We start from the raw sequence: 25,797 nt of genomic DNA on the forward strand, positions 1-25,797 counted from the left end.
TATTTTGCCTGTTCATTTGGTCATGAAACTTTTCCAAAGTTTGAAAACTTCGGAAAAGTTAAATAAGTCGATAACTTCAAAAGATGACTATCTCAACCCAACAGGAACAACCGTACTAAGCGTAACCGGTCCAAACAATCCTGAAGGAATCAATGGCACATCCTTCCAAGGTACCCTGGTATGGTTGATTCCCTTTATATCTGTCCCCGTGATATGTGTTTGGGTATATTTCTCACCTGTTATCGCATCCCCAGTTATCCTGTTGGACCAGGTGTTGGCTACCTCTATCTTTAAGGTATTGATGCCAGGCACCAAATACTCGGTCACATCAAATCGGTAAGGTTTGGCCCACGTGATGCCCAGAGGCCTATCGTTCAACCAAACCTCCGCCACATGGGAAAGGTCACCCAAATCCAGGTAAGTCCTTGAATTCGGATGGTCATTGGGGTGCATGGGCTGGACAAACTGCTTTTCATATCGTACGGTTCCGGAAAAATACCTGATCCCTTCGACATTTGATTCCGTCCAAGACTTTAATTCAGGAAACACTGCCTTTTTAGGTGCTCCCCAGCCCTCCGGAAAGAAAACTTCCCACGCACCGTCAATTGCCCTTTTATGGATCTGCCCGTGAATTTCCTGGGCACCTTCTTCCTGATGTAGCATAAAAATTCCTTCCTCCCATATTTCAATGCCCTTGTCCGAATAGCTAATTTTTGGGGGATGAATGCCGGATCCCGTTATTCCGGAATATGGGGCCGTTGCTGTTCCGGGCTTAAAAACGACGAACTTACTTTCAAAGGGAGCCAATGTAAGTGGAAGGGAAATTTGATTTCCTTGTTGTTCGTAGATGGCCGCAGTTATTATATTTCCTGTCACCGGATCCCAGATTTCAGGTACCTTACCATCTTGACGGAAATTTAGGTTCCGGGAAAGCCAATCATCAGTGGTATTTACTATAAAATATAAGTCCAATCCGTCTTTGTGATAGTGTGTATAGTCCAAGGTATAGAACGCCTTGTCCGAATAATCCAAATCCGGTGTTATTTCCAAGGACTCCAGTATTTCGGTAGGAGTGGCATCAAAATAAATCTTCGCACTTCCGGTTCTAAAATTTCGGGAATTGTATGGTTGCCATAGTTCGTCCAGCCATCCCTCCATATCTGGCATGCCGGGTTTCAGTTTTCTTTTGGCTATTTCCTTGGGCTTTGGCCCCATGATCACCCCACCGTTTTCCGCCAAATCCTTTAATTTAATTAAGACTTCCGGATTTATTTCATATTCCTCAGTCAGTGCCAATACCCTGAATCTTGCTCCGTTTTTTGGGTTTACGATCTCTCCATTATGAACTTCCAATCCGAGAAGAATTTCCGAATTGACCATTTCAATATCATATCCCGCTCCCGGGGAGAACCTGCCCTGTTTATGCCCACCATAGTTAGGTATGGTATCTCCATAATAATACAGAAAATCAGCTTTAAAATCGGCTTCCTGCAAAATATAGGAAATCCGTGCCAAATATTCGTTAAATGGCCGGACTTTTGGCCACCATACCCGCTTATCGTTATAATGGGTGCCTGCATGGTATACGATCCCCGGAAATCCGGTACCTTCAGGGTTGTGGGTGGAACCGTGAACCACTACCTTATTCATTCCCTCCGCAAATGCCCTGTCACCAATTGGCTTCATTTCAAAGGGACCTTCCTGCCAGTGTTGGAAAGAAGTAAAAGCTTCCATTTCTACAATTCCCAGACCGTAGGTATGAGATGCGGAAGACACTTCCTTGACTACCCGTAGGATATCCAGACCGTCGGCATTGTACCTGCCATGATTGATCCAGAATTCCCCTCTCGGTATATCCAGGCCCTTTCCCAAAGCCTTTAATGGTTCCACGGGAACATTGTGCAAGGGAAGCCCGGGACCTCCTGCCTCACTGTTGTTTTTCAGTCCGTTGGCATTGGCGACTTCCTTTGACTTCATGTAGAAATTGGTGATCATCAGTTCCGATAATGTCCGTTGAAAATCCGCTTTGAAGTTGGCTGTGGTTTCGGGAGAAAACTGGGCTTCCTCAAATAACAACGGGAGGAGTTTCCTTACATCATATCCGTTAATTTCCCGGAACTTTTCCGGTAGTGAGGATGTCCATGAAAATCCCCTAGCCTCATAGCTGGCCATGTAGAGGCTCTTCAAGGCAGTTTCCCTCAAATCACCCAAGACAGATTTGAGCCGTTCAATTATATAATTGAAATGAAAGGCAGCGGCATCCCCATCATAATGGTCTACAATTGGGCCTGCAGAGTATTTGCTGGGCAATATCAGGTTTTCTCCCGAATTGGAACTTACATAGCGAACTATCTTCCATTCTCCTTCCGGAGCCTCCCATTCAAGAATTTCTGATTGTGGGTCGAAGAATCTTGAAATCTCCTGGATGCTGCTGGTATCACCTACGATGCCGGAAAATGCGGGAATAGCCAAGACGGCGATTTCTTCCGAATAAACAGGCTTTCCGTCATTTCCGTATGCTATCATCCGTTTTCTGCCTCGGGGATCTGTTTCAGGTATGTCGGGAAAAGGGATCTTGATGTTCTGTTTTCCCCCACCACTTAGGGTCACCTTGGATTGGTAAATGGATTTTGCGGCATGCTGCGGGGTCAACCAATTTCCTCCGGCATTCCAACTGCTCGCCGTATTCAGGCCTACTTCAAGCCCCAACTTTCCAGCCTCCTCTACTGCGAAACGAATGGTCTGTAGAGATTCATCTCCCAAAAATTCAGGGCCTGTACCAACTAAAACAGTATCCCTGGATCCGATTTCAAAAATGGTAAACCCCCCAATGCCAGCATCCTTAAACGCATGTATTTCTTCCTTTAACCGAACGGTATCCACATGCCCCCCCAACCACCAGTGGTAAACAACAGGTTGAGTATGGGCAGGGGGAGATTGAAACCCCTCGTAAAATTGGCTGTATTTGTCGTCCTCCTGGCCAAATGTAGCTATAGAAGATATATAATAAACACAGCAAAGAAGTGGAAAGGATTTGATGTTGAATTTTATGGCCATGGGTTTAATGGTTTATTCTAGCCTAAGCATATGGCTAAAACGATAACAGAAAGTTTTTTTAACTTTTTTCCCTGGATTTTGGATATGGTTGATAACATGGTGTCAGGACACGATCACTGATTCGATATTTAGGTAGTTGGCGATCTTTTGAATAGTGCTTGCCTGATGACCAATTCCCAAGGCGAAATGATGAGTTGGGCCTTCTTTTATCCATTTGGTAAGAAATGTTCTTACATCGGGTTTGAAAAAACCTCTCGTATTAGTATTTCCCGTTGGGGGTATAGGGCCTTCCACTGACTCCCCTTCCGCTATTACAAATTTGAATTTTCCACCATAAGTAGAACCGATGCTCAACATAGTAATCGGGCCCTCCTTTATCTTAAACTCCACACCCGCTCCGAATCCAGGTTTGCCGTGGTATTTTTTCAGGCTTCTCAATACGGGTTTTCCTTCGGCAATGGAAAGATTGTGCGGCCCGTCATGACCGACCAAAATAAAATTTTCTTTAAAATCTACCGGATGAAATTCAGCAAAGCTCCCGCCTAATCCCATCCTGTCCATTATAAACATCGCCATGCAGCATTTTAAATCTGACTCACCGCACATGGGAAACCCTGAACTTGTCAAAAGTGAATTTCCAACAATAAGGTTGGACATCACCAATTGGGTTTCACTGTTATCCTCTCCGTTATAGTAATAGGCGAGGCCATCCAGTTCTTCCTTTTCAATGAATTTTTTCAAAGCCACGGAGACCTTTGCCGCTACCCTTAAGTCAGTTGGTTTGAGCTTTTCCGAAATAGGATCAGAAACCGGGTCAGGTGTGTCGAAAAAACTCAGGATCCTCTCTTCCTCAGCTTCTACCTCATCGTTATCCATCCCGTTTGCATAATTGCTTACAATCTGATTGGCTTCGCATTGCACCACATGAACACCAAAATGCGCCGTAAGCATGGTAGCATCTGTATGCATGTCCAACATGGCTTCAATGGGGTGGCCGATATGGCCAATTCGGGCTGTCTTTAGGCCATTTAAAACTTTTGCAATCCGGCAATATTCGTTAATGGCTACCTCGGATTCTGGATCATCATGAAGGGTACCTATAATTACCTCGGGGATTGATTTTCCCATTCTTACAGCCACTCCCGCAAATTCAGGCAAAGAGCATATATCATCGTTATACAATTGCATATAGGTGGATGCCTTATTATAGTCCATCGCTTTGTCCGGTTGTAAGGCAACTAATACGATTGGGGTGTCTATATTTTTGATAATCACTCCGAATGTGCTGGAAGTGGCATAGGTGAGCATGTCACAAAAAATCAAATCTAAGTTGGCGGATTTTAGCTTGGGAACCAAACCATAAGCCGTTTGTACATTATCTACCATTCCGAAATCCACTACTTCCACTTGGTTCCTTTTGATTTTTTCAATCAGTACCTCCTGCTTTTCTAAGAGAGCTTCCAGTAAACCTTCAAATTGGGGCCAATACTTGAAGTAGCCGACTCCAAATACGCCAATTCTTGGTAGCGTTTCTTCCCGTCTTATAATTTGGTGCTTTGACATATTTTGGGCGTTGTTTTTTTCCGGTTCTTCCATTTTTAATCTATTTAAAAATTTTTATTCTTTTCTAACGCTTAACTAAAATGGGTTTTATCCCATCGGATAAATCTGATTTATTTGTGAACTGGTATGTTGTTATCTTTGGGATAAATACCAGGAGAATAATAAAGGCCAAGGGGTACATGATGCCCGATATCAACCACAATGGGCCATAGGAATAGTTTTGTGCTACCCATCCAATAACTGGGTTGAGGATCATCCCGGAAACCGCCCCTGCCGTACCGGACAAACCTACCACTGTGGAAGTGGCGTATTTCCCAAATATGTCGGCAATTGCAGTGATATAGTTGGTGATCCAGAAACCATGGGCCAACATCATTAAGGACATTAGGAAAATGGCTATTTCAACAGATGACACGGTGGAAATAAAAGGTGCCACAAGCGTGAGCGCGGCAGCAAATCCCATAACCCATTTCCTTGCGGCATTGATAGTGAGGTTTCTCGAAATTAATTTATCAGAGAACCAGCCGCCCAAGATGTTGGAAAGGCCCAAAGCCAAAAAAGGAATCCAGAAGAGCTCACCAATTCTTTCAAAGGATAAGTCACGCTCTTGATTCAGGTACTTTGGAACCCAAAACATCAAGAAATAAAACACAGGGTCCAATAAAAACCGGATCAGAATAAACGCTTGGACAGTTCTGTTTTTAAGTAACATTGATAACGGGACCTGAAATGCGGGACCTGCTTGTTTTGTTTCCCGTTGCGAGACGGCATGAAGGCTTTTTTTCCACGACTGCAAAAACCAGGCGACAACCCAGACTATACCAATTATACCGGGAATGATAAATGCCCATCGCCACCCATATTGGCCGGATATATATATGGTCAAAGGCGGCGCTATTACAGCACCTATCGCTGCTCCACCGATAGCAATACCATTGGCTAACGCTCTATCTTTTTCATCAAACCACTCGTAAACTGTTTTTGCTGCTCCGGGGAAACATCCTCCTTCTCCCATTCCCAACAAAAAGCGAAATCCCAATAAATGGTAAAAATTGTTCATTAAGCCGTGAAGTGCACTTGCAATAGACCATATAGCAACTGATAGCCCCAATCCCAGCTTTCCTCCAACTTTGTCGATTAAGCGGCCACTTAAAGTAAACATGATGGCGTAACTGACCAAAAAACCAGTATTGATCCATCCATATTGCACGTCTGAAATGTTCAGATCTTCCTGAATTTTTATGATGGTCATGGATAAAATCTGACGGTCTAAAAAATTCAAACCTGTGGCTATGAATACCATTGCCAAGATGTACCAACGGATTTTTGGGTTCATTTTACTTAACGCGCTAAGTTTTTTCCAAGTTAAAAAAACCCACAGTGTTTTGCTTTAAAAATGGAATTTATCTTTCTTTTAAAAGAGACAAATTGTTTCAGCCGTATATTTGAACCAAGAAATAAGATAGACCTGCCAAGTTTTTAAAACCTGGCAGGTCTTGTCTACAATTTAATCCACCTGCCCGCGGATTTCCCCTGGAGGAAAAGCGGCACTGTGGATATTGACATACCAGAGCCCATTCAGCAGATCACTTTCCTGTTCGGTAGTCAATGCTGGGGTCATGCTATTTATTGGACTTGTATAGGGGGCGGATGAGATAGGGATGACCACAGGCCCGCTTACGCCAATTTCCCCTTTGTGAAAATGCATATTGGTAGGAGTGAGGCCGGTAAAAGTTAGGGTATAAGTTAATATCTTTGTGGTTTTATCGTAGGTTCCGTTAAAAACTCCGGTTGCTGTCGAGTTATTTGAGGGGACTTCCTCCCCACCGGTTATTTGTATGTTCTGATATTCAACGATATTATCGTTGCCTGCATCATCGTCTTTTTCGCATCCAAAAAGAATGACCGACACTAATAGAAAAAAGGCTAAAATAGTGATTGATGAATTTAAGTAATTTTTCATGACGTTAGTTTTTAGTGATGGATATGTAGTTTTTTGCTTAGAGATTAACCAAATAATATAAGGAAACATAAGTCAATATCTATTTAAATTATCGCATTGGCTTTTTTATGCTAAGTAAAGTTGCAAAAAAATAATGATTTTCTTATAAAGTTTTTCAATTTTATTTTTCATCATTTTCTTAAGGAATTGGTTTAGATTTTTGTGCCAATAGACACTACAAATCCCCTACTGTCAGAAGACCAGATTCCGGGACCCGGATACATTTGTGGTCTTTTTGTAAAATATTGTGTATTCAACATATTGTTGATACCAGCCCTTAGCACAAATTTTTCCCAAAAAGAAAATGCCACATTCAAATCCCAAACATGGTATTGCGGTACAAGCCCGACCGCACCCGAGGCGGCCGGGTTTCTTGTGTTCAACGCATCGGCAAAGGATTTCCCAACAAACTGATGTTGCAGGGCGACTTTGAGATTCCTAACCGTTAGAGTCAGTCCGTTTCTACTTATCCACGTTGGTACGGCCTCTATTCTATTACCTGCAATTTCTTGGTTTGACTCTCCATTCGAAACGTTCCCGCTAATGTATCGTGCATTCAAATAAGATGAAGCTGTGTAAAATGAAAGTAAAAATTGATCTGAGAAAAGGATTTTCCAATCCAGATAAAGCTCAATACCATCGGTCTTGCTATGTCCTATATTGCTTTTTCCTATCAACGGCTGTCCGTCTTCTTCTACAAGGATATTTCCGATCCTGTTGCTGATATAGGTTCTAAAAAAGGTAAGGTTATACTTTACCCTGTCTTCCCAAACATTCTCCCAGCCTACTTCGGCATTGTACCCAACGGAATTGGTTAGATTTTCATTAATGGTGGCTAATGGACTGCTAGGGATTAGGTCCTGAAAAAGAACCTGTCTGACTGCCTGGGAAATTCCTCCATATAATTTGGAATGTGAATTGATAAAATAGGCGGTATGGGCTCCAAGTGAAAAGAAATTATAAGGGATGGTCTTGGGTACTTTGCTTTCCTCTAAGTACGCAATCCTTCCAAACATTTCGGAATTGCCATACTCATACCTGATTCCCGGAGAAATGCTGAATTTTTGAGAAATATTGAATTGATTCTCAACAGCCAAAGCGATACTTTCAGAATGTAGTTGAATATCTCTTGCAAACCCATTTGAGACTGTAAGGTTAAAATCCGACCCGGTAGTACCCAAACCTCTTTGCTTCCGTCCAAACATATTGTTGAAATACCGAACATATCCTGAAAAATAGCTTTTGACTTGACCCAAATGGTATTCATGGAGAATTCTCGCCTCTGTTGTGCGGCTGTTGTACCTGTCGATGTCTACGTTTCTTGGAGCAAATTCATTGGTAGCAGGATCAATTACATCGGGTACATTGGCAAAAGCATCAAACGTCACTGAGCTTCTTTCACCAAACGCGCCAGAACCTATCCATTCGAACCTCGTCTCCGGGCTGATTTGCCAGTCCAAGGAAAGGGAGGGAATATACATTTCGGGAGAATAAAAATTTCTTTTACGCGTTGACTGCCGCGGGTTTTCCTCAAACTGTTGATCAGTTAGAGGACCGGGAATTTTATACATATAATAACTTCTCGAGAGTTGTCCGGATATCTTCAGTTTTTCATTGACGTCGTAGGTCAATCCTACATGCTGTGCATCTGAATCAGAGCGGGCATTTTCTCTGTACCCGTTTGATTTTCTCAATTGGTAATAGGCATGGTAAGTAAATTTATCAACTTTTCCTCCAATACTATTGTAAGTAGCAAAAAGGCCAAATGATCCGGTGGAGGTAAGGTTTTCGAAGGAAAACTCTTTGGCCGTATCGGCACTTTTGAGTACATAATTTAACATTCCCCCAAACTGCTGCCCATATTGAAGTGCTGCTGTACCCCTTACCAATTCGATCCTGTCGACAGCTTCCATTGGCATGGAATAATGACTCGCAGGATATCCATACATATCGGTGTTGATAATGGTACCGTTTTGGCGCACATTGAATTCCCAACTGCGGTGGGCATCCAGTCCGCGGACAGAAAAATTAACTTGGTTGCCGGATCCATCCATGTCGTATACCATCCCGCTTGGTATTTTGGCGAATAGTTGCCTTCCTATTTTCTCTGCTAGGTTGGCAGGCATATCTTGGATTGATATTACCTCCGATTTCCTACCACCGATGATAAAGGTTTTTTGAATATTGGCAAGCGGGACAATGACCTCGGTTTCTTTAGTCCCAAGGACAATAAATTCTTCTAACTCATAATTGCTTACAGAGTCAGTTTGCGCAAAACCAAAACCAGTGGAGGTCACTATCAGGACCACGGTCAGTATTTTTTTTATTTTAACTAATTGTTTCATCTGTTTATAATTTTTTTTTAATGGTCAGATGGAATCTCGCTACGATAATCATCCCACTGTGTGACGTTTTCGTCATGCTCGATTTCATCTGTTTATAATTCTTTTTTCAATGGTCAGATGGAATCTCGCAATTATAATCATCCCACTGTGTGACGATCTCGTCATGCTCGATTTCATGTGTTTATAATTGTTTTTCAGTTGCCACATGGAATCTCGCAATTATAATCATCCCTCCGTGCGTCGCCTGCGTCATGCTCGATTTCATCTTATTATAATTGTTTTTCAGCGGCGATAACTTTTCCCGCACGGAAGGTGGAGATAGCCTGTCCCCAACTCGATTCGGGACCTGACTACCGTTAGGCAGGTGTTTAATAATCATCTCTGAGGGACGTGCTCGTCATGCCTGCCTGTCCGGAAGGCCGGTTCGATTGTACAGGAGTATTGAAAAAAGATCCAAAGTACTAATTCTTCGTTCGTTTTGCGTGTAAAGTCCGCTCATGGAGGGTAACACCAAGCCTCTCTAAGAACCATATACCGAAATTCGGGACAGGCTGTGACAGTATCCCGTCATACAGCCTGCCCCGGTCATTTCGATGGCTTAGATATCCAGAACATTCTGGTTTAGAGACCAATTCTGAACCCTACATTAGTTACCAATCCGTTTGAGTATATGGGTTTGGCTTCTAATTTATCTGCTGTCGAACCAGAACCTATAGCGCCCATTTCAACAAAATATGAAAACCTTGGGGCTGGCCTGAACTCAAAACCAAATAATCCATATCCACCCACAACTGAACTTTCAGACGAAAATTCGTTGTTAGGCAAAATTGTTACAACACCAGCTTCTCCGTAAATGAATACTCTTTCACTAATTATAACACTTCTGCTTCTTATTCCAAGTTGAATATTTTGATATGATGTCCAAGTGGTTTCTGTACCATTAAAATTTTCAAGGTGTTGTAAATTTACACCTGCTTTTATTGCCACTTTTTCTTTAATAAAGTAGGGACTTATCACATGTAGTCCAAATCCAAAGTCGTTTTGATATTGACTAAGGTTGAAACCAACTTCCAATTTGTTCGGAGATTTTTGTGCCGAGAGTTGTATACTTATCATTATAAAAAATGATAGAACTAATGCTTTTGTTATATTATTCATTTTGATTAAATTTTATTTTCGCCTTCTCTATTCAGTTTTGGGATCCCTGCTGGATTTAGTTGCTTCTTTTATATATGCTACTACCTTACAGGGATTTCGAACTTTTAAAACATCCGGTTTCAAAAACTATTTCAAAGGCTTAAGGTGGTTATTTACCATCCACTTCCCAATTTCCTCACCTAACTCCAATCCTGCATCACAGGCAAAGCGAAAGTGAATCCCGGCGGTAACCCTTGAATCTGCATTTTCGATAGCGGCAGCTTTAAAACCGGTAAAGCTTCTTTCACCCGCTCCAGGCAATGCTGTGGGAGAGCTCATGCTAAAGCTGGTATTATCTCCCAGAATTCCGGCCAAAACAGATGCGGCCGCATTTCCAAGTGCGCTGTGGGTAGAGGGGTAATCCTGAACGGGGGGAGTAGGCATTTCTGATTCCCAGAGTACGTCTGGTTCAGTTTGCTCGTTTCCGTCAATGTCAGCTTTTTGGATGGCGGTGTAGGGCCTCCATAAGTTGTAGTAGAATTTGGAATCCCAGCCTGCAATATATGCATCGGCCATTGCCATATCGACCAGAGCAAACAACCTAGCTGTTTTAAGTAAGTCTAATTTTTTATCAAAAGCCACTTCTCGGGTCACCCGATTCCAGCCTGCTTCTGAAAATTCATACCAAAAATAGGCATATTCTGTCTGCTCCTCTGTACGGGTATTGCTATTCTTTCTTCCGATCTCTTTAACCTCATTAAACGCTTCCACATAGTCTTCGCTATCTAGGGAAGGAAATGGATCTGACCGAAACTGGTCTTTCTTGTTCAGCCCAAATGGCTTAATATCCTGCCAAAATGGGGCAAATATAAAATCGAAAGGCGGTACAGCCTGGTAAACTCCTCCAATTTCTGATGGTGCTACGGGACTAATGGGGTTCTCTGCTGCTCCATCATTAGCTCTTGAATCCAATATGGCTTGTCCTGCCTCTTTACCCAACTGAATACCCATTTCCTTCCGCTCCGAATCCGGAACAGCCGCAAGGGATTGGTTCAGTGCATTGTCGAGGAATTCTTTTTTATCCGGAATTTCAGCTACCAAAACCGTATGGGCTGCACTAGCAGCAGCTGCAATTGGATTTGCGGAAGAATTGTAGCCTGTAAATGCATATTTCTCATAAACTGGAAAAATAGCATTCAATGCATCGTGCATCGCCAGATGGGTCATTGCATTTACTCGGGAAGCCATCAATGAATGTTGGTAGGCAACACCGCCAAATGCCTGATAGGCAATCTCATCCCAATCAATAATTACATCATTAGGTAAAGTCCCAATCTTTGGTGTGTTAAAATGTTCTGTGGTACATGCTGAATTCATCATACATGTCCAAACTGTAAGAACTAACATAATCTTTTTCATGTGATTTAATTTTTTTTGTTTTAAAATAAATACACTAGAAAAAGCGTAAGTTGAGAACTTACATTGTGAGGACGGCAAACTTACCAAGTTATCCAGACCAATGTTCTATCCGGCTTATAGGTACAAAATGTGCCCGTTTTAATTGCGTTGGAGAGGTGAGCACCCAGTAATGGATGGATTAGTTCTATTTTGGCTATGGCATTTCGAATTCGCCAAGTCACTGCTGACCTTGCTTTATCTATTGTTCCGCCCGTTTCTCTGACCTTTTTATTTAGATTAAGGGAGCTTGATAAATGGTCCACAAGCTTATCGTATTCTTCGTGAAGCTTTTCAATCCGTTCAAAATCGCTGTATTGTTCCGCTTCCTCCAATTCTCCCTGCAATTCGAGAATTTTTCTTTGGTATTCCTTTTTGGCCTTTTCATCAATGAGTTTTTCCCCAGAGTCTTCCAGGGTAGAACCCATTAATTCCGCACAATGAAAAAGCTGCCCCGGCTGCATTATCAATTTTTGTATATCATAAAGCCCCTTTACCTCAACTGTCTGTATGGTAGTTCCATCATAAGAGATTTTCCAAGTGGAATTTTCTTTGATAAAGGCATTTTCCTGAGAATTTATTTTTTCATCGCTTTCTTTTTGCAAGGGATATTTCTCAAAACTGCCCTTGCTTATAAAACGCAGAAATTCCTCCAAATTCGTCTTGTAACGATGGGGATTCAATTTTAAAATCCAATCAATGGCCTCCTGCTGCTCAAAATCTTGGCCTTTAGCTATTAGTCTTTTATATACGCCTAGAAAAGCATTCCAGTAAGCTTGCATCTTATCGTATTGCTTGAGGTGGTAAAAAATAGCTGCGCAATAGGCATCAGAGTCCGCAATCGAGGCTTTACCCATTTGATCTTTTTCAATAAATGAGGCGGCCTTTTCGTATTCCCCCAGTTCGAAATAAATAAATCCCCCAATTCTAAACTGATTTCCTCTAAAATAAGGGTAAAGCTGCAAGCCTCTTTCATACCCTTCTAGGGCTTCTTTTCCCAACCCCAAGTAAACAAGGTAAAGTGATATCGGGAAAAGCGTGTCCGGATCATTGGAATTCAACATTAAGGACCTTCTGAAATAATATTCAGCCGTGCTGTAGGAACCTTCATATAAAAAAATTCTAGCTAGGACCATAGTAGCTATGTGGTTGTTATCATCCAATTCGATTGCTTTTTGAGCCCATTCAAAAGCCCCGGATTTGCTTACATTCCAACGCTCCCAAAGTTGACACGTCCATTCATTGAAGAAAGACAAGGACATACCCGTGTACGCAAGTGCGTAATCAGGCTGTGTCTCCAAAGCTTTCTTAAAATGTTCCCGAGCGATTAAATCGGCTTCAACCGATGCTTTTTTAAGTTCCTCCATTCCATTTAACCAATGTTCATAGGCACTAAAAGCAATTTTTGGTCGCTGTCTGATTTTTGATAGCAGATCTTGGTCTATCTGCTGTTGCATCACTGTCACCATGCTTTTAAGCAGGTTGTCCTGAATATCATTTAGTTCATGAAGATGCCCTTCCAGTCTATCGCCCCATACCAAACGCCTGTTTTCACTGTCGTAAAGCTGCACGTTGATTTTAACTACCTCCCTATCCGCTCGAAAGGTTCCCTGTACATAATAGGCCGGTTTTAACGTGCCTGATAAATCAGGGATGTCCCCAGGCATGACACCATTGGGATATCTTATCACACTCAGTTGGCGAAATCGGGAAAGCTCAGTGATCAAATCCTCGCTGAAATACCTGCAGAAAATATTAATTTCTTTTTGGGAAGAAAGATCTTCAAACGGGAATATAGCTAATGGGATAGCATGTTGGTTTTGCATAGGAAAAAAAGGTTTTACAAAAATAACAAATTTACCAAAAATGCATTTATTCAATCACCTGTTTTATAAGTATTTAAGCGGTTAACTATCAGATTATACTATCAGATGGCAAAATTTTATAGATGGCATTTTGCTTCACCAGATTTTGCAGTGGCACGGAATGTTTACAAACAAATCACCTGCCGACACAGTCTTTAATAAGTCCGTAAATATGTTTTGGGACGGTATTTTTTACTCGCTCACATTGACAGCTGTCATTATTGGGGTAATTTCCCTAACACGTTTACTAAGAAAGAAAGGTATATACCCTTAGCCGAAACTTGTTTCGGCTGGGATTTTTGCTGGTTGGGGCCTCTTTAATTTTGTTTAAGGAATTATTCACCACCACATTCTTGAATTTAACAATGTTAAAGAATTCTCTCAAAATCCAGATTATTGTAACTATGGTTTTTTAGCAAGCGGAATCTATTCATGGTAACGGAATTTTCAATAATTTCTAGCCGGGAACATTATCCCAATCGGCTTGAAAGTTGAAATGATGCAATTGCCCCTGAATGGGACTAAGCCTTGTAAGTTTTGGGTTTTCTTTTATCTTTCTTCTTTCTTGAAGTGTTAACAACTTCATAAAAACCCGCAGCAGGCGGCCAGTTCATCCTAGGGCATGGTATCATGGAGTTTTCCCATAAGGCGGAATGAAAATTTGGCAAACCTTACTACTTGATAGAGTACAAAAGAGCTAAAATTTATTAGGTAACAAATTGATAATTTTTATATATAACAATACAAAGCAACGGACACTATTGGAGTAATCAGCATGTCTAAAAATTAAATAATCGTTGAAAAATGGATTTAACCAAAAAAATAATATTCATAATTATTCCGAAAGGCTATTGGGCTATCTTTATAGTTGCAATTTTGCTATTATTGTTGGGAGATAGTTATTTTACGTTTGGCATTATTTTAATTAACATTTTTCTGGTTTTAATAGGGCTAAAATTCGCAATATTTGTTCATGAAATTGGGCATTTAATATTTGCTAAGATGGTCAATGGAATTCCACGGAGAATCATATTCGGAAACGGAGACAAGGTATGTCAGTTCAACGTTAGGGGTGTTAAATTGGTTTTGAATTCAAAATTGGATCGTGGACTTATTATTTCTGAATTTGAGGATACAAGATTCATAAGGTGTAAACTTATATTTTACGCGTGTGGGGGATTTTTAGCTAATTTTATAGTTGCATTTGCATTTATTCTTCTATCTATCAATCCGGAAGCCATTTATTTCTCCGCAACGTTTGCACTTGCAAATCTTTTACTTGGCATCTTTTCTTTACTACCATCCTACACGAAGATTCAAGGAGTAAAAATAGACTCTGATGGTCTATCAATCTTAAAAATAACCTTTCTCAAGAAGTCAACTTTACAAGAGTCTTTAGCGTCAGTCAAACTTTTTGTTGCTGAGGACTATTTTGAATCAAAAGAATTTGAAAAGTCGATTGTAATTTACGAAGATTTACAATCCAAAATCAAAAATTCTAAATACTTAAATTTATTTTTGAGTTTAGCATATATGAAATTAGGTTATTTTCAGAAATCTATTGAATTGATGTGTGATCTCTTGCCTTCCATAGACGAAGAGGCTTTTAAGAATCTTAAATTCATTATCTATAACGCACTTGCTTGGGAGTATTTGCTTGTTAATAATCTGGAAGAAGCAGATAAATTTTCAAAGCTTACAAATCAATTTATTGAAAATAATGAATTCATTAGGGGTACGACTGCATCAATATTGATAGAGAAAGGCCAACTGGAGGAAGGCTTAAGACTTATCACTAACGATGTGGATTTTAATCTGCCAAACAATCAATCTCTTTCGGCAGCAATGTATATTGGATACGCATATGCGGGATTGGGGGATAATCAAAATGCAAAAAAATATATGGAGTTTGTTGACCTAAACAGTAACGTGTTGGATCTTGATGAGAAATTTCTTTACGAGAGAATTAAAGAAAAATGTCTAATTATAGTCTAGACCCAATCGGACAAATGCCAGTTCATCACTCATATTTAAATATAGTTATATCTTTCCGTCTTTTATAAATGGTCTTTGGGGGATGGGAGTCGAAAAAAGCTTGCCTACCCCATCAGTTAGTTCAGCTTCTCTAACTACCTCAAAGGAGCCGTTAAGGATACTCACGAATACTTGATGATCATTTATTTCAGGCAAGCCTTTGTCATTAATTCTTGGCTTTCCGATAATGGAAAGCCTTACGTAGTTTTCACTAGCTGAATCTTTCATCAACGGCAAAAACGTCACTTCCTCTCCAATCTTGATTTTTTGGATTTCAAATTCCTCCCGTGAACTTACCTCTTCGGTATATTCACCCATTTTTTCACTTGCAGTCAGCGATGGTTGGCAGTCGTAATAGCTCAGGTTTAGTTTCTAAATCGTAAACTGCAATCCTACTGAAGGTGGGATTTGTGATTATCAGTTTATTTCCCAGTCTCACAATTTCTGTGTTTTGAGGGGAAACCGTTGCCCCAGCACCCACGCGATAGGTAACAATAAACTCGTTTGCCCGTTCGAATCCTTCCAGTATTACCTTTTGTAAGGATTGCTCTTCCTCATCTATAATGGCAAAAAATACTTCCCCATTTATGGGTGTTAGCACCATTTCGTCCCATTAGTCTCCAACTGGGGAAGAAAATCTACCGGTTTCGATTGATTGAACAACAGCTTTCAATAAGTGCAGGACAAACCGATCCTTTATTTTTGTCTCTAAAAAATTTTCGTCATAAAGGGATTGAGACCGTAATAACACGGTCATAATCTTACCCAAAGTTTCAGCATCTAATCCATAAAGTTTCATTGGTTGTGCGTAATAATTTTCGGCTTCTAACCTCCAAGATTGCCAGTCGAATAGTGGTACCAGTCTTAGTTTCAATACAGAGTCCAGAAGTCTTACGTGGATACCTTTGAGATCCAAAACCTCGTAAGGGGTATCAGCGAAATTCATGATACCGAGTAATTTTTCCGCTTTGTAAAACTTAAACTCCATTTCATGAATTAATTCAGTGAGTGGTCTTAGGTTTGCTAGACTTAGACTTCTACAATGATCGGGGAAGCTCACAATGGGTATAAATAAGGGAGTATATTCTTGTGTCATTTTTTCAGGATTTTGAGGTTTTGTTTTTTTCATAAATTATCTTGTTTTAGTTATTAAATAACAAAATAAACAAGATTAATTTATACGGTTATGAATATCTTAATTATCCTTATCAAGGATTCAAGGTTAAAGACAAATTCTTAGTATATATCAGATTTATTATGTTCGCAGGTTTCAATATTTGAACCTATTTCAAGGTGTAAGTAACAATTTTTTTTTTAGCAAAAAAATACCCTAATCGGGGTATTTTTGCATAGTAAATACATCTTTTTGCGTTTTTTCAAATAATATACGCTGTAGGCTCAGAATGAGATGGTCAACTGGTAAACTTTTTTAAAAAAATTTACAGAAAAAACTGAAAGTTGACCGGATTTTTAAAATATTGCAGCGATCCAATTTTTTTGTCGGATAATTCTACTTCTTTTTCAGATTTTATTGAAGAAAAGCTGACTTTGGTCATGTTTTTTTACTTGCATTATAAAAAGAATTTGACACTAAGCCTGTTTTACAATCCCTAATTGGGATTAAATCCTCCCCGTTCCACTTTAAGAAGTTTTTTTCTTTATTTTTGTGACTTAAACAATGGTATAGAAAATGTTTGACAATCTTAGTTTTAAACTAGACCGGGCCTTCAAAACACTTAAAGGTACCGGTTCAATTACTGAAATCAACGTTGCAGCCACTGTCAAAGAAATCCGTAGGGCTTTGATAGATGCGGATGTTAATTATAAAGTAGCCAAAGAAGTTACGGATAAAATCAAAGAGGAGGCATTAGGAAGGGATGTGCTTATTGCTGTTTCTCCCGGGCAGCTTTTGGTTAAGATCACCCAGGAGGAACTGACCAAACTCATGGGTGGATCCAAAGAAGATATAAATCTTAAAGGTGATCCTTCGATTATTTTGATTTCCGGCCTACAAGGATCTGGTAAGACAACTTTCTCCGGCAAATTAGCCACTTACCTTAAAAAACAGGGACGTCAGGTGCTTTTGGTAGCTTGCGATATTTATAGACCAGCAGCGATAGAGCAACTTAAAACACTGGGATCGCAAATAGGGGTAGAAGTGTATGCTGAACCCGAGAATAAAAACGCTTTAGAAATTGCCCAAAATGCATTAGAACATGCTAAGAAAACGGGAAAGAAAACTGTCATAATAGATACAGCGGGCAGGTTGGCAGTGGATGAGGTGATGATGAATGAAATTTCAGAGTTAAAGGAAAAAATCAGACCCTCTGAAACGCTTTTTGTAGTCGATTCCATGACGGGGCAAGATGCCGTCAACACTGCGAAAACTTTTGATGAAAGACTCAACTTCGATGGCGTGGTTCTTACCAAACTTGATGGAGATAGTAGGGGAGGGGCAGCGATATCCATACGCCACGTGGTAAATAAGCCCATAAAATTCATCTCCACTGGGGAAAAAATGGAAAATCTGGACCTGTTTTATCCGGATAGGATGGCTCAGCGTATTCTAGGCATGGGGGATGTGGTTTCATTGGTGGAGAAGGCTCAACAGTCGTTTGATGAAGATGAGGCAAAACGAATTAATGCCAAGATCCGTAAAAATCAGTTTAATTTTGACGATTTCCTTTCCCAACTAGAACAGATCAAGAAGATGGGGAATATCAAGGATCTTTTGGGCATGATACCTGGAATGGGAAAGGCGATGAAGGGGATGGATATTGATGACGAATCCTTTAAACCGATTGAGGCCATTATCCGAAGCATGACACCGTCAGAACGCGAAGATCCCGCAATAATCGATGGGGGACGTAGAAAGCGATTAGCCGCAGGCAGTGGAAGGACTATTCAGGAAGTCAATAATTTGATGAAACAGTTTTCGGATATGAAAAAGATGATGAAGCAGATGAACAATATGGGTGGTGCTAAAAAGGCACTGGGGGCATTAGACCCCAAAAAATTAGGTAGAAGATAAAAAAAGCCTCGCATCGCGAGGCTTTTTTTTTATTCCGTTTCTTCCGATACGGTATAGTCAATGTCAAAATCTAAAGTCACGGAGTCGACTTCTAGAAGTTTGGCAGCATCAGTCTCTAACACTGCTTCTCTCCGAACCAGTTCAGTTATTACATCCATTTGTTGTTCGTATGGATCATCCTCACTGTGCATGTTATTGAATAGAGTCAATAATTCCTGATCATCATATTCGGCATATCTTTCTGCCCGTTCTGCCTTAATTTTGTCCTTTTGGTCTTTGTAAAGAGCATCTTTTCGTTCGGTTAACTTCTCCTTGTAAGAAGCCATCATTTTGTTCAATTCATCACTATCCGAAAATGGAGTAGCAGTGACTACGATTTCACTTGATTCCCCATCGATGTTCACTAGGGTAAGTGTATCCATTTTATTGATATAGTATTCATCACCAGTCTCCATATCTAGGATTCGTTCGTCTTCGAAGATGAACCGGTCTTCTGCAGAACGGTTGGTACAACTGAAAATAACTGGTAACATAATAATTGCAATCCATAATTTTTTCATGACTTTTCAATTTTTTATAATAATATTGATGTAGATCACATCTTGTATTTATGATAGATCCAGAGGTTTTTTGGGTTGAACCTTTATCTAAGGCCTATTTAATTCTGTTAAACCTTTAGTGTAGGCTAAAGGGAAACCACCCGAAGAAAACATAGAATGGCCTGTCGTTTACTTTGTATTATACATTTAAGCAAAAACCATGACAAAAATGGCTAGTTTATCCATTTTTCCATAAATTTTAAAAAATTATCTTTATAATGGTCGCTAACGGTAATGTTGATGTCTCCCAAATTTACGTTGTTCCTTGTTACCGACTGAATTTGATCCAAGGATATGATAAAAGACCTATGAATTCGCATGAATTGATCTTTCGGGAGAATTTCTTCCATATTTTTCAAGGAAGTAAGAGACAATAGAGGGTGCAGTTTACCAGTTAGATGGACTTTTACGTAATCTTTGTACCCCTCTACACAGATTATCTCCTTCAAAAATACTTTTTGAAGTTGATATTCCACCTTTAGAAATATATAGGGTAATTTATTTCCCACTTCATCTATGGTATTCGTTTCGAATGCCTGATACGCTTTACTACTTGCCCTTAAAAACTCCTCATAGGAAAATGGTTTCAACAAATAATCTAACGCACTCACTTTATATCCTTCTATAGCAAATTGATTATAGGCAGTGGTGAAAATTATCTTAGGCTGCTGATTTGCAGCTTTTCCCTGAAGGATCCTTGCCAATTCCATTCCTGTGAGATCAGGCATTTGGATATCCAGAAAAATAAGGTCCACCGCATTTTTATTTAAATAATTTAATGCTTCAATAGCACTGTCAAATTTTCCCTCAAGAGATAAAAATTGGGTTTGCTCTATAAATCTGCTCAATAGTGCCAAAGCCAGCGGTTCGTCATCCACAGCTATGCAGGAGATTTTTTTTTCTAACATGATAGTGCATCTGGTATTCAAACATATAATTTTGACAGGACAGACTTATCCTAAGTCGATCTTTAACCACAACCGATATTCATTTTCAGGATTAGTATCATCGATATGGAGAGAATGTTTGTTTTTGTATAACAAAGATAACCTTCTTATGGTATTAGACATACCAATGCCCTTTTGATTGGATTCTGGACTTGCCTGATTTTTCGCTATAATTTTGTTTCTGGTTGTAAGCTTGAGCTGCTTTCCACTGATACTTACCTGTACCTGAATGAAGCTTTCCTTGCTGGAACTAATTCCATGTTTGAAACAGTTTTCGATAAATGGAAGAAACAGCATCGGAGCAATCACGACATCATCAAAATTTTCTTCGATAGATATATCCATCTTTATTTTATCAGACACCCTCATTTGCATGAGGGAAATATAGTCTTTGATAAAATTAATCTCACTGCTGAGCAGCGTGTTGTCTTTCTCAGTTTCATACAATACATACCGCATCATCCGGGAAAGTTTTAATAAGGCTGTCTTCGCTTCTTCAACATCGAAATTGATCAGAGAATAGATATTATTAAGCGTGTTGAAAAAGAAGTGGGGGTTAATTTGAGCCTTAAGGTAAGAAAGTTCCGAATTTATCTTTTGTTCCTCCAACTGCCTGCGTACCCCGTCCTCCATCTGCCACTTCTGAACTGCGGCGATACTGGTGCTTACGCCTATACTCAAGGCATATTGCAGGAAAAAAACCACGTCCCAAGTATAATTCCTCGGCTTAGCTACATGACGCATGCCTGGACGAAAAGCCTCATGCATTAATTTGGGAAAGTTTACCCAATCTTCATAGAGGTGGGTAATGAGAAGAAAAATGGTTCCAACGATCACAGCTAATATTAAATACTGCCAAATTTTCCCTAAAAATAAAAACTTTGGCACCATATATAGGATGTTGCCATAAAAAGTTCCTATTAATATAGACAAGATTATAGCCTGCTTAACCCAGAATTCCATCGGTAAATCAACCCTCCATGAAAGTGGATTGATTATAAATACAACTATGGCAATCAATAGCCACGTTAAAATATGTAATACAATGGTTAGATTTTTCCTGAAAATGGTCGGTCTCATTGAATGGTGTTTAATATGGCTGAGACTGGAAGCCTTTTTAAATAGGTGAATAGCTGCAAGTACTTTAAAGTTCGGATATGTTTCCCAGCCGTCTTATTCACAAAATTAGGATAAAGTTTTGAAAACATGATCGGTAATAGTCAGTTTAACAGTTTGTACCTATAGATACCGAGGATCTGTCGATGAAACAAACAATAGGGAATCAATTTCCAACTAGGATGGAATTTTGTGCCTTTCGTCTAGGAAATTGACCATCCTATCGAGTACGTTTTTATAGCGTGGGAAATATGACTTGTTTTGTCAGGATTTGAATTAACCCATTTCAATTATCAAATTAATATGAAAACGCAAAATTTAACATTATTGGCCTTTTTTGTAATTTTTTTATCCACTGGCTGGGTAGCTGCCCAGCAAGCGGATAAAGGCCGAAAGGAATATCAAATTACAGGGAAAATCCTGGACAAGCAATCCCAGGAGCCAGTTTCCTATGCTTCCGTTATTTTGCTAGATGGCGAGAATGAGAAAAACATCGCAGGCGCCGTCGCCGATGAATCCGGCCAGTTTTTCATTACGGGATTTAAAGACGGCAAGTATAAACTCAGAGTTTCTTTTATGGGTTATTCGGCAGCAGATCCAAAAGAATTTACTGTTACCGCTAGCGATAATTACTTTAATTTTGGGTCCATTTTTTTGGAGGAAGAATCAGTGGGTCTGCAGGAGGTTGTTGTCCAAGGCCAGCGACAGCTTATCGAAGAGCGGGTAGACCGCACCATATATAATGCCGAAAACGATCTTACCACCATTGGCGGAGATGCAGCCGATGTATTAAGAAGGGTGCCGATGCTATCCGTTGACCTTGACGGAAACGTATCCATGAGGGGAAGCAGTAATATCTTGGTATTGATTGACGGCAGACAGTCGGCAATCGTAGCTAATAATATTGCTGAAGCGCTCAAGCAGATCCCTGCTGAGGAAATCAAATCTGTCGAGGTAATCACTTCTCCCTCTGCCAAATACGATGCGGAAGGCACTGGCGGTGTTATCAATATAATAACTAAAAAGAATAAGCTTCAGGGGTTTTCTCTTAATGTGAACAGCAGCGCTGGCCTAAGAGGATCAAATTTAGGGGTCAATGCCAGTGCGAAAAAGGGAAGAATGGGTTGGAATCTGGGCGGGTTCGGTAGATCTGGATACAATATTTTGGGTTCTTTTGAAAACGAGCAGACGTTAATTGATCCCGATGGAATAAACACTCAAATTTCTCAGTCCGCTGATACAAGAAACAATATGCTGTTCGGCAGGTACAACCTGGGGTGGGATTTTGATATCAATAAGTACAATTTCATGACTGCGTCACTAAGCACAGGTGTTCGCAATATGAGGAATAATCAAGACGGCCTATTAACAGAAACCTACAGGGAAGAAGTGTTGTTGAATTCACTCCTTCGGGATGTAGGAATGGACAACCTATCTAATTCCTTTGACTTCAATTTCAACTACACCAAAACCTACGAGAAGCCACAGAAAGAATTTGCCATATCAACGCTTTATAGTAGAAACAATCTAACAAATGATTTTACCAATAGCCTCTACAATTCCTCATTTGATGAAATTGTTAGCAGAATAAGAAATGACAACGACGGCATCAACGAGGAATTTACTATTCAGCTTGATTATGTTACCCCCTTGGGAGATGGCAAAAATCAAATTCTGGAGTACGGAGCCAAAAACATCCTTCGGAAAGCAATTAGTGATTTCAGTTACTATGTTGCGGATGGAGCAGATGCACCTTTTGAAGAAGTAACGGATGTGGTTCGTTCAAATGAATTCAACTACGACCAGAATATTAGTGCAGGATATCTATCCTTCACCCAGGGGTTTTTGGAAAATTATACCCTAAAAGCAGGGTTAAGGTATGAGTACACGACCATTCAGGCAGATTTTAAAAATTCTGAATTGCCAGCAGACATACCGGATTACGGTGTTTTTGTCCCAAGCGTAAATATAGGGAGAAAGCTGGGTAATGGTAATATGATCAAAGGAGCCTATAACAGAAGAATACAACGGCCTTCTCTAACCTTCCTTAATCCAAACATTCAGGATGCCAATCCCCTACAGATTACACAAGGCAATCCCTTATTGGACCCTGAATTGACAGACAATTATGAAATGTCATATAGCACTTATATTAAAGGATCCTCACTGAACTTCACCTCGTACTTTAGAAATACTACCGGATCCATACAGCCGCTAAGGACAGTTCAGGATGATGACATCATATTTACCACATATGAAAATATAGGTAGGGAGCAGGCATTTGGATTAAGTGTATTTTCCAACGTAAATGTCAGTGGTAAATTCTCCCTTAACGGAAGTGTTGATACGTATTATGCCAAATTGGATAATGGATTGGATGATCCTTTGTATGCGGCTTCAAATGAGGGTTTTGTGGTTAGCGGAAGACTCTTCGGGAACTATACTCTTCCTAAAGATTGGCAAATACAAATGTTTTCATTCTACCGAGGCAGAACAGTCCAGCTACAGGGAACAGCAGGTGGATTTGGGATCTATAGTTTCAGTCTAAACAAACAGTTTAACGAAAAACGCGGTACGGTAGGATTTGGAGCTGAAAACTTTTTTACAACAGAATTCAGAATAAGGAATGAATTGTTCACTCCGACCATTAGGCAGCAAAGCGTTACCTCCCTGAGAAATATGAATTTTAAGATTAACTTTTCCTATAGAATTGGAAAACTCAGCGTAGAAGGCACTCCAAGGAGAAAGAAAAGAGGGGTCACCAATGAAGACCTCAAAGAGGGTGGTGGTGGAACCATGATAGAAAATTGATAATTGATGGGTATTAATAACAAAAAGGCACCGTAATATTTACGGTGCTTTTTTTTATTCTATTAAATAAGAAACTTTGTCTTTAATCTCTATACAATACTTTTTTGACAGCGTCAATGGTGCGCTTTGCATTTGGAAGGGTAGCTTCGATGTAGACAGGAGAATAGCTCAAGGGAATATCCATGGAATTCACTCTCAAGATGGGAGCATCTAAATAATCAAATGCCATTCGTTGAATGTTGAAAGCCAAGTCGGTGGCTATGGAGGCCAATGGGTTGGCTTCTTCCACGATCACACACCTGTTTGTCTTTTTTACAGACTGGATAACCGTATCATAATCAATCGGTTTTACGGTGCGTAAATCAATTATTTCTACTTCAATGCCATCCTTTGCCAATACTTCTGCAGCTTCATAGGCTACTTTGATGATTTTTCCGAAGGAAACAATTGTAACATCTTTTCCTTTTCTTTTGATATCCGCTACTCCCAAAGGCAAAAGGTATTCCCCTTCGGGTACTTCTCCTTTATCACCGTACATCATTTCAGATTCCATAAAAATAACAGGATTGTTATCACGAATGGAAGCCTTCAAAAGTCCCTTTGCGTCATAAGGGTTGGATGGAACCACTACTTTGAGACCGGGAGTATTTGCAAACCAATTTTCAAAATTTGAGGAATGCGTTGCTCCGAGTTGACCTGCATTGCCTGTAGGTCCTCTAAACACAATGGGTACACCGTATTGACCGCCTGACATAGCCCGCATTTTCGCCGCAGAGTTGATGATTTGATCAATGGCTACCAAAGAAAAGTTGAACGTCATGAATTCAATGATCGGTCTTAGTCCACTCATAGCGGCCCCTACTCCCAAACCCGAAAAACCCAACTCGGAAATAGGAGTGTCGTATACCCGTTCAGGTCCAAACTCATCCAACATTCCCTGACTGGCCTTGTAGGCTCCATTATATTCAGCTACCTCTTCTCCCATAAGAAAGACATTTTTGTCCCGTCTCATTTCTTCGGACATGGCATCCCGTATGGCGTCTCTAAATTGTATTTCTTTCATTTATATGCAAAATTTTCTATGGTCGTAAAAATAGAAAGGAATCCATCAATTACCAAGTTAACAATTGTAATTAACTGCTTTATTCTTTTTTCTGGAGAACCGGTGTCGGTAGAAATCCCTTGTTGGATTGGGATGTTTGATTTAATATTGCCACATTGATTAGCAACCTATGCATGCCAATTATGTACGGCACAACTACACATTTACAATGAAAAAAATTGCCCTTATCTCAGATTCGCACAGTCATTTGGACTCGAACATCATTAATCACCTTGCGGGCGTAGATGAAATATGGCATGCCGGAGATATCGGACAGGAAGAAATCCTGCATCGCTTACCAGCAGACTGCGTGAAGCGGATTATCACCGGAAATATAGATGACTATACTATGCAACAAAAATACCCCGCCGAACTATTTTTTGAATTGGAAGGGTTGCGGATTTTGATGATCCATATCGGTGGGTCTCCTCCCCGATATGCCAAAGGTATCAAGGCGAAAATTAAATCGCTAAAGCCTAATTTATTTGTCTGTGGGCATTCCCACATTTGTAAAGTACTTTATGACAAGGAGGTAGATTGTCTGTATGTGAATCCAGGCGCAGTCGGAAATCAAGGATTTCACCGCATGAAGACCATGCTGACCTTTGACCTAGATGCAGGAAGAGTAAAAAATATGTGTGTAGTGGAATTGGGTAGAAGGGGGAAATATCCGGAATCAGGTTATTGATTCCGGATACAAAAATGCAAGGCTGAATTACTTTTGTTCAGCGAA

The 25,797-nt window shown here is 40.1% G+C and carries 20 protein-coding genes; 5 read left to right on the top strand and 15 right to left on the bottom strand.

What is annotated here, in order from left to right; all coding sequences use genetic code 11:
* Nucleotides 1-87: 87 nt before the first annotated feature.
* The 8 genes from FQ608_RS05255 to FQ608_RS05290 form a co-directional block, all read right to left on the bottom strand.
* Nucleotides 88-3,057, bottom strand: coding sequence for a glycosyl hydrolase (locus FQ608_RS05255; protein WP_158856777.1), 2,970 nt, complete (start codon nt 3,055-3,057; stop codon nt 88-90).
* A 102-nt stretch (nt 3,058-3,159) separates the two neighbouring features.
* Nucleotides 3,160-4,653, bottom strand: a complete 1,494-nt coding sequence (locus FQ608_RS05260) for an L-fucose/L-arabinose isomerase family protein (protein ID WP_199856316.1) — start codon at nt 4,651-4,653, stop codon at nt 3,160-3,162.
* Nucleotides 4,654-4,684: 31 nt separating this feature from the next.
* Nucleotides 4,685-5,956, bottom strand: a complete 1,272-nt coding sequence (locus FQ608_RS05265; RefSeq protein WP_158856778.1) for an MFS transporter — start codon at nt 5,954-5,956, stop codon at nt 4,685-4,687.
* Nucleotides 5,957-6,127: 171 nt separating this feature from the next.
* Nucleotides 6,128-6,583: a CHRD domain-containing protein gene (locus FQ608_RS05270; protein ID WP_158856779.1), complete on the bottom strand. Its 456-nt coding sequence runs from the start codon at nt 6,581-6,583 to the stop codon at nt 6,128-6,130.
* 191 nt (nt 6,584-6,774) lie between these two features.
* The gene (locus FQ608_RS05275; protein ID WP_158856780.1) at nt 6,775-8,967 is read right to left on the bottom strand and encodes a TonB-dependent receptor family protein; all 2,193 of its coding nucleotides are present in this window, start codon (nt 8,965-8,967) and stop codon (nt 6,775-6,777) included.
* A gap of 621 nt (nt 8,968-9,588) precedes the next feature.
* Nucleotides 9,589-10,125 carry an outer membrane beta-barrel protein gene (locus FQ608_RS05280; RefSeq protein ID WP_158856781.1) on the bottom strand — a complete coding sequence of 179 codons (537 nt, stop codon included), beginning with the start codon at nt 10,123-10,125 and terminating at the stop codon, nt 9,589-9,591.
* 126 nt (nt 10,126-10,251) lie between these two features.
* Nucleotides 10,252-11,523, bottom strand: coding sequence for a vanadium-dependent haloperoxidase (locus tag FQ608_RS05285; protein WP_158856782.1), 1,272 nt, complete (start codon nt 11,521-11,523; stop codon nt 10,252-10,254).
* A gap of 80 nt (nt 11,524-11,603) precedes the next feature.
* On the bottom strand, nt 11,604-13,385 hold the full coding sequence (locus FQ608_RS05290) for a tetratricopeptide repeat protein (protein WP_158856783.1): 1,782 nt from the start codon (nt 13,383-13,385) through the stop codon (nt 11,604-11,606).
* Nucleotides 13,386-13,503: 118 nt separating this feature from the next.
* Between FQ608_RS05290 and FQ608_RS27995 the strand changes: the two genes are divergently transcribed.
* Nucleotides 13,504-13,698 carry a DUF2243 domain-containing protein gene (locus FQ608_RS27995; protein WP_394351635.1) on the top strand — a complete coding sequence of 65 codons (195 nt, stop codon included), beginning with the start codon at nt 13,504-13,506 and terminating at the stop codon, nt 13,696-13,698.
* A 530-nt stretch (nt 13,699-14,228) separates the two neighbouring features.
* Nucleotides 14,229-15,419 (top strand): M50 family metallopeptidase, encoded by a 1,191-nt coding sequence (locus tag FQ608_RS05300; protein WP_158856785.1) that lies wholly within the window; start codon nt 14,229-14,231, stop codon nt 15,417-15,419.
* A 45-nt stretch (nt 15,420-15,464) separates the two neighbouring features.
* Here FQ608_RS05300 and FQ608_RS05305 read toward each other — a convergent pair whose 3' ends face one another.
* The 3 genes from FQ608_RS05305 to FQ608_RS05315 are packed head-to-tail and all read right to left on the bottom strand — an operon-like array spanning nt 15,465 to nt 16,587.
* Nucleotides 15,465-15,776 carry a hypothetical protein gene (locus FQ608_RS05305; RefSeq protein WP_158856786.1) on the bottom strand — a complete coding sequence of 104 codons (312 nt, stop codon included), beginning with the start codon at nt 15,774-15,776 and terminating at the stop codon, nt 15,465-15,467.
* Between the two features lie 4 nt (nt 15,777-15,780).
* Nucleotides 15,781-16,062 carry a hypothetical protein gene (locus FQ608_RS05310; RefSeq protein ID WP_158856787.1) on the bottom strand — a complete coding sequence of 94 codons (282 nt, stop codon included), beginning with the start codon at nt 16,060-16,062 and terminating at the stop codon, nt 15,781-15,783.
* A 9-nt stretch (nt 16,063-16,071) separates the two neighbouring features.
* Entirely contained in the window at nt 16,072-16,587 is a 516-nt protein-coding gene (locus FQ608_RS05315) for a DUF6508 domain-containing protein (RefSeq protein ID WP_158856788.1), read from the bottom strand.
* Nucleotides 16,588-17,148: 561 nt separating this feature from the next.
* Here FQ608_RS05315 and ffh point away from each other — a divergent pair.
* Nucleotides 17,149-18,489 carry a signal recognition particle protein gene (ffh, locus tag FQ608_RS05320; protein ID WP_158856789.1) on the top strand — a complete coding sequence of 447 codons (1,341 nt, stop codon included), beginning with the start codon at nt 17,149-17,151 and terminating at the stop codon, nt 18,487-18,489.
* 29 nt (nt 18,490-18,518) lie between these two features.
* Here the strand turns inward: ffh and FQ608_RS05325 are convergent, their stop codons facing one another.
* From FQ608_RS05325 to FQ608_RS05335, 3 genes are all read right to left on the bottom strand, one after another.
* Nucleotides 18,519-19,049: a hypothetical protein gene (locus tag FQ608_RS05325; protein ID WP_158856790.1), complete on the bottom strand. Its 531-nt coding sequence runs from the start codon at nt 19,047-19,049 to the stop codon at nt 18,519-18,521.
* A 212-nt stretch (nt 19,050-19,261) separates the two neighbouring features.
* Nucleotides 19,262-19,996: a LytR/AlgR family response regulator transcription factor gene (locus FQ608_RS05330; protein WP_158856791.1), complete on the bottom strand. Its 735-nt coding sequence runs from the start codon at nt 19,994-19,996 to the stop codon at nt 19,262-19,264.
* 45 nt (nt 19,997-20,041) lie between these two features.
* On the bottom strand, nt 20,042-21,115 hold the full coding sequence (locus tag FQ608_RS05335) for a sensor histidine kinase (protein ID WP_158856792.1): 1,074 nt from the start codon (nt 21,113-21,115) through the stop codon (nt 20,042-20,044).
* A gap of 339 nt (nt 21,116-21,454) precedes the next feature.
* Here FQ608_RS05335 and FQ608_RS05340 point away from each other — a divergent pair, with 339 nt between their 5' ends.
* The gene (locus FQ608_RS05340; RefSeq protein WP_158856793.1) at nt 21,455-23,962 is read left to right on the top strand and encodes a TonB-dependent receptor domain-containing protein; all 2,508 of its coding nucleotides are present in this window, start codon (nt 21,455-21,457) and stop codon (nt 23,960-23,962) included.
* 82 nt (nt 23,963-24,044) lie between these two features.
* Here FQ608_RS05340 and FQ608_RS05345 read toward each other — a convergent pair whose 3' ends face one another.
* The gene (locus FQ608_RS05345; protein ID WP_158856794.1) at nt 24,045-25,025 is read right to left on the bottom strand and encodes a pyruvate dehydrogenase complex E1 component subunit beta; all 981 of its coding nucleotides are present in this window, start codon (nt 25,023-25,025) and stop codon (nt 24,045-24,047) included.
* A gap of 208 nt (nt 25,026-25,233) precedes the next feature.
* Between FQ608_RS05345 and FQ608_RS05350 the strand changes: the two genes are divergently transcribed.
* Nucleotides 25,234-25,752 carry a metallophosphoesterase family protein gene (locus FQ608_RS05350; RefSeq protein WP_158856795.1) on the top strand — a complete coding sequence of 173 codons (519 nt, stop codon included), beginning with the start codon at nt 25,234-25,236 and terminating at the stop codon, nt 25,750-25,752.
* Nucleotides 25,753-25,797 lie beyond the last annotated feature (45 nt).

This window comes from Lunatibacter salilacus, assembly GCF_009797935.1.
Lineage (GTDB): Bacteria > Bacteroidota > Bacteroidia > Cytophagales > Cyclobacteriaceae > Lunatibacter > Lunatibacter salilacus.

Coding starts and splice junctions, on each gene's coding strand:
- FQ608_RS05255 (WP_158856777.1), bottom strand. CDS start 3,057: ATGGCCATAAAATTCAACATCAAATCCTTTCCACTTCTTTGCTGTGTT.
- FQ608_RS05260 (WP_199856316.1), bottom strand. CDS start 4,653: ATGGAAGAACCGGAAAAAAACAACGCCCAAAATATGTCAAAGCACCAA.
- FQ608_RS05265 (WP_158856778.1), bottom strand. CDS start 5,956: ATGAACCCAAAAATCCGTTGGTACATCTTGGCAATGGTATTCATAGCC.
- FQ608_RS05270 (WP_158856779.1), bottom strand. CDS start 6,583: ATGAAAAATTACTTAAATTCATCAATCACTATTTTAGCCTTTTTTCTA.
- FQ608_RS05275 (WP_158856780.1), bottom strand. CDS start 8,967: ATGAAACAATTAGTTAAAATAAAAAAAATACTGACCGTGGTCCTGATA.
- FQ608_RS05280 (WP_158856781.1), bottom strand. CDS start 10,125: ATGAATAATATAACAAAAGCATTAGTTCTATCATTTTTTATAATGATA.
- FQ608_RS05285 (WP_158856782.1), bottom strand. CDS start 11,523: ATGAAAAAGATTATGTTAGTTCTTACAGTTTGGACATGTATGATGAAT.
- FQ608_RS05290 (WP_158856783.1), bottom strand. CDS start 13,385: ATGCAAAACCAACATGCTATCCCATTAGCTATATTCCCGTTTGAAGAT.
- FQ608_RS05300 (WP_158856785.1), top strand. CDS start 14,229: ATGGATTTAACCAAAAAAATAATATTCATAATTATTCCGAAAGGCTAT.
- FQ608_RS05305 (WP_158856786.1), bottom strand. CDS start 15,776: ATGGGTGAATATACCGAAGAGGTAAGTTCACGGGAGGAATTTGAAATC.
- FQ608_RS05310 (WP_158856787.1), bottom strand. CDS start 16,062: ATGGTGCTAACACCCATAAATGGGGAAGTATTTTTTGCCATTATAGAT.
- FQ608_RS05315 (WP_158856788.1), bottom strand. CDS start 16,587: ATGAAAAAAACAAAACCTCAAAATCCTGAAAAAATGACACAAGAATAT.
- ffh (WP_158856789.1), top strand. CDS start 17,149: ATGTTTGACAATCTTAGTTTTAAACTAGACCGGGCCTTCAAAACACTT.
- FQ608_RS05325 (WP_158856790.1), bottom strand. CDS start 19,049: ATGAAAAAATTATGGATTGCAATTATTATGTTACCAGTTATTTTCAGT.
- FQ608_RS05330 (WP_158856791.1), bottom strand. CDS start 19,996: ATGTTAGAAAAAAAAATCTCCTGCATAGCTGTGGATGACGAACCGCTG.
- FQ608_RS05335 (WP_158856792.1), bottom strand. CDS start 21,115: ATGAGACCGACCATTTTCAGGAAAAATCTAACCATTGTATTACATATT.
- FQ608_RS05340 (WP_158856793.1), top strand. CDS start 21,455: ATGAAAACGCAAAATTTAACATTATTGGCCTTTTTTGTAATTTTTTTA.
- FQ608_RS05345 (WP_158856794.1), bottom strand. CDS start 25,025: ATGAAAGAAATACAATTTAGAGACGCCATACGGGATGCCATGTCCGAA.
- FQ608_RS05350 (WP_158856795.1), top strand. CDS start 25,234: ATGAAAAAAATTGCCCTTATCTCAGATTCGCACAGTCATTTGGACTCG.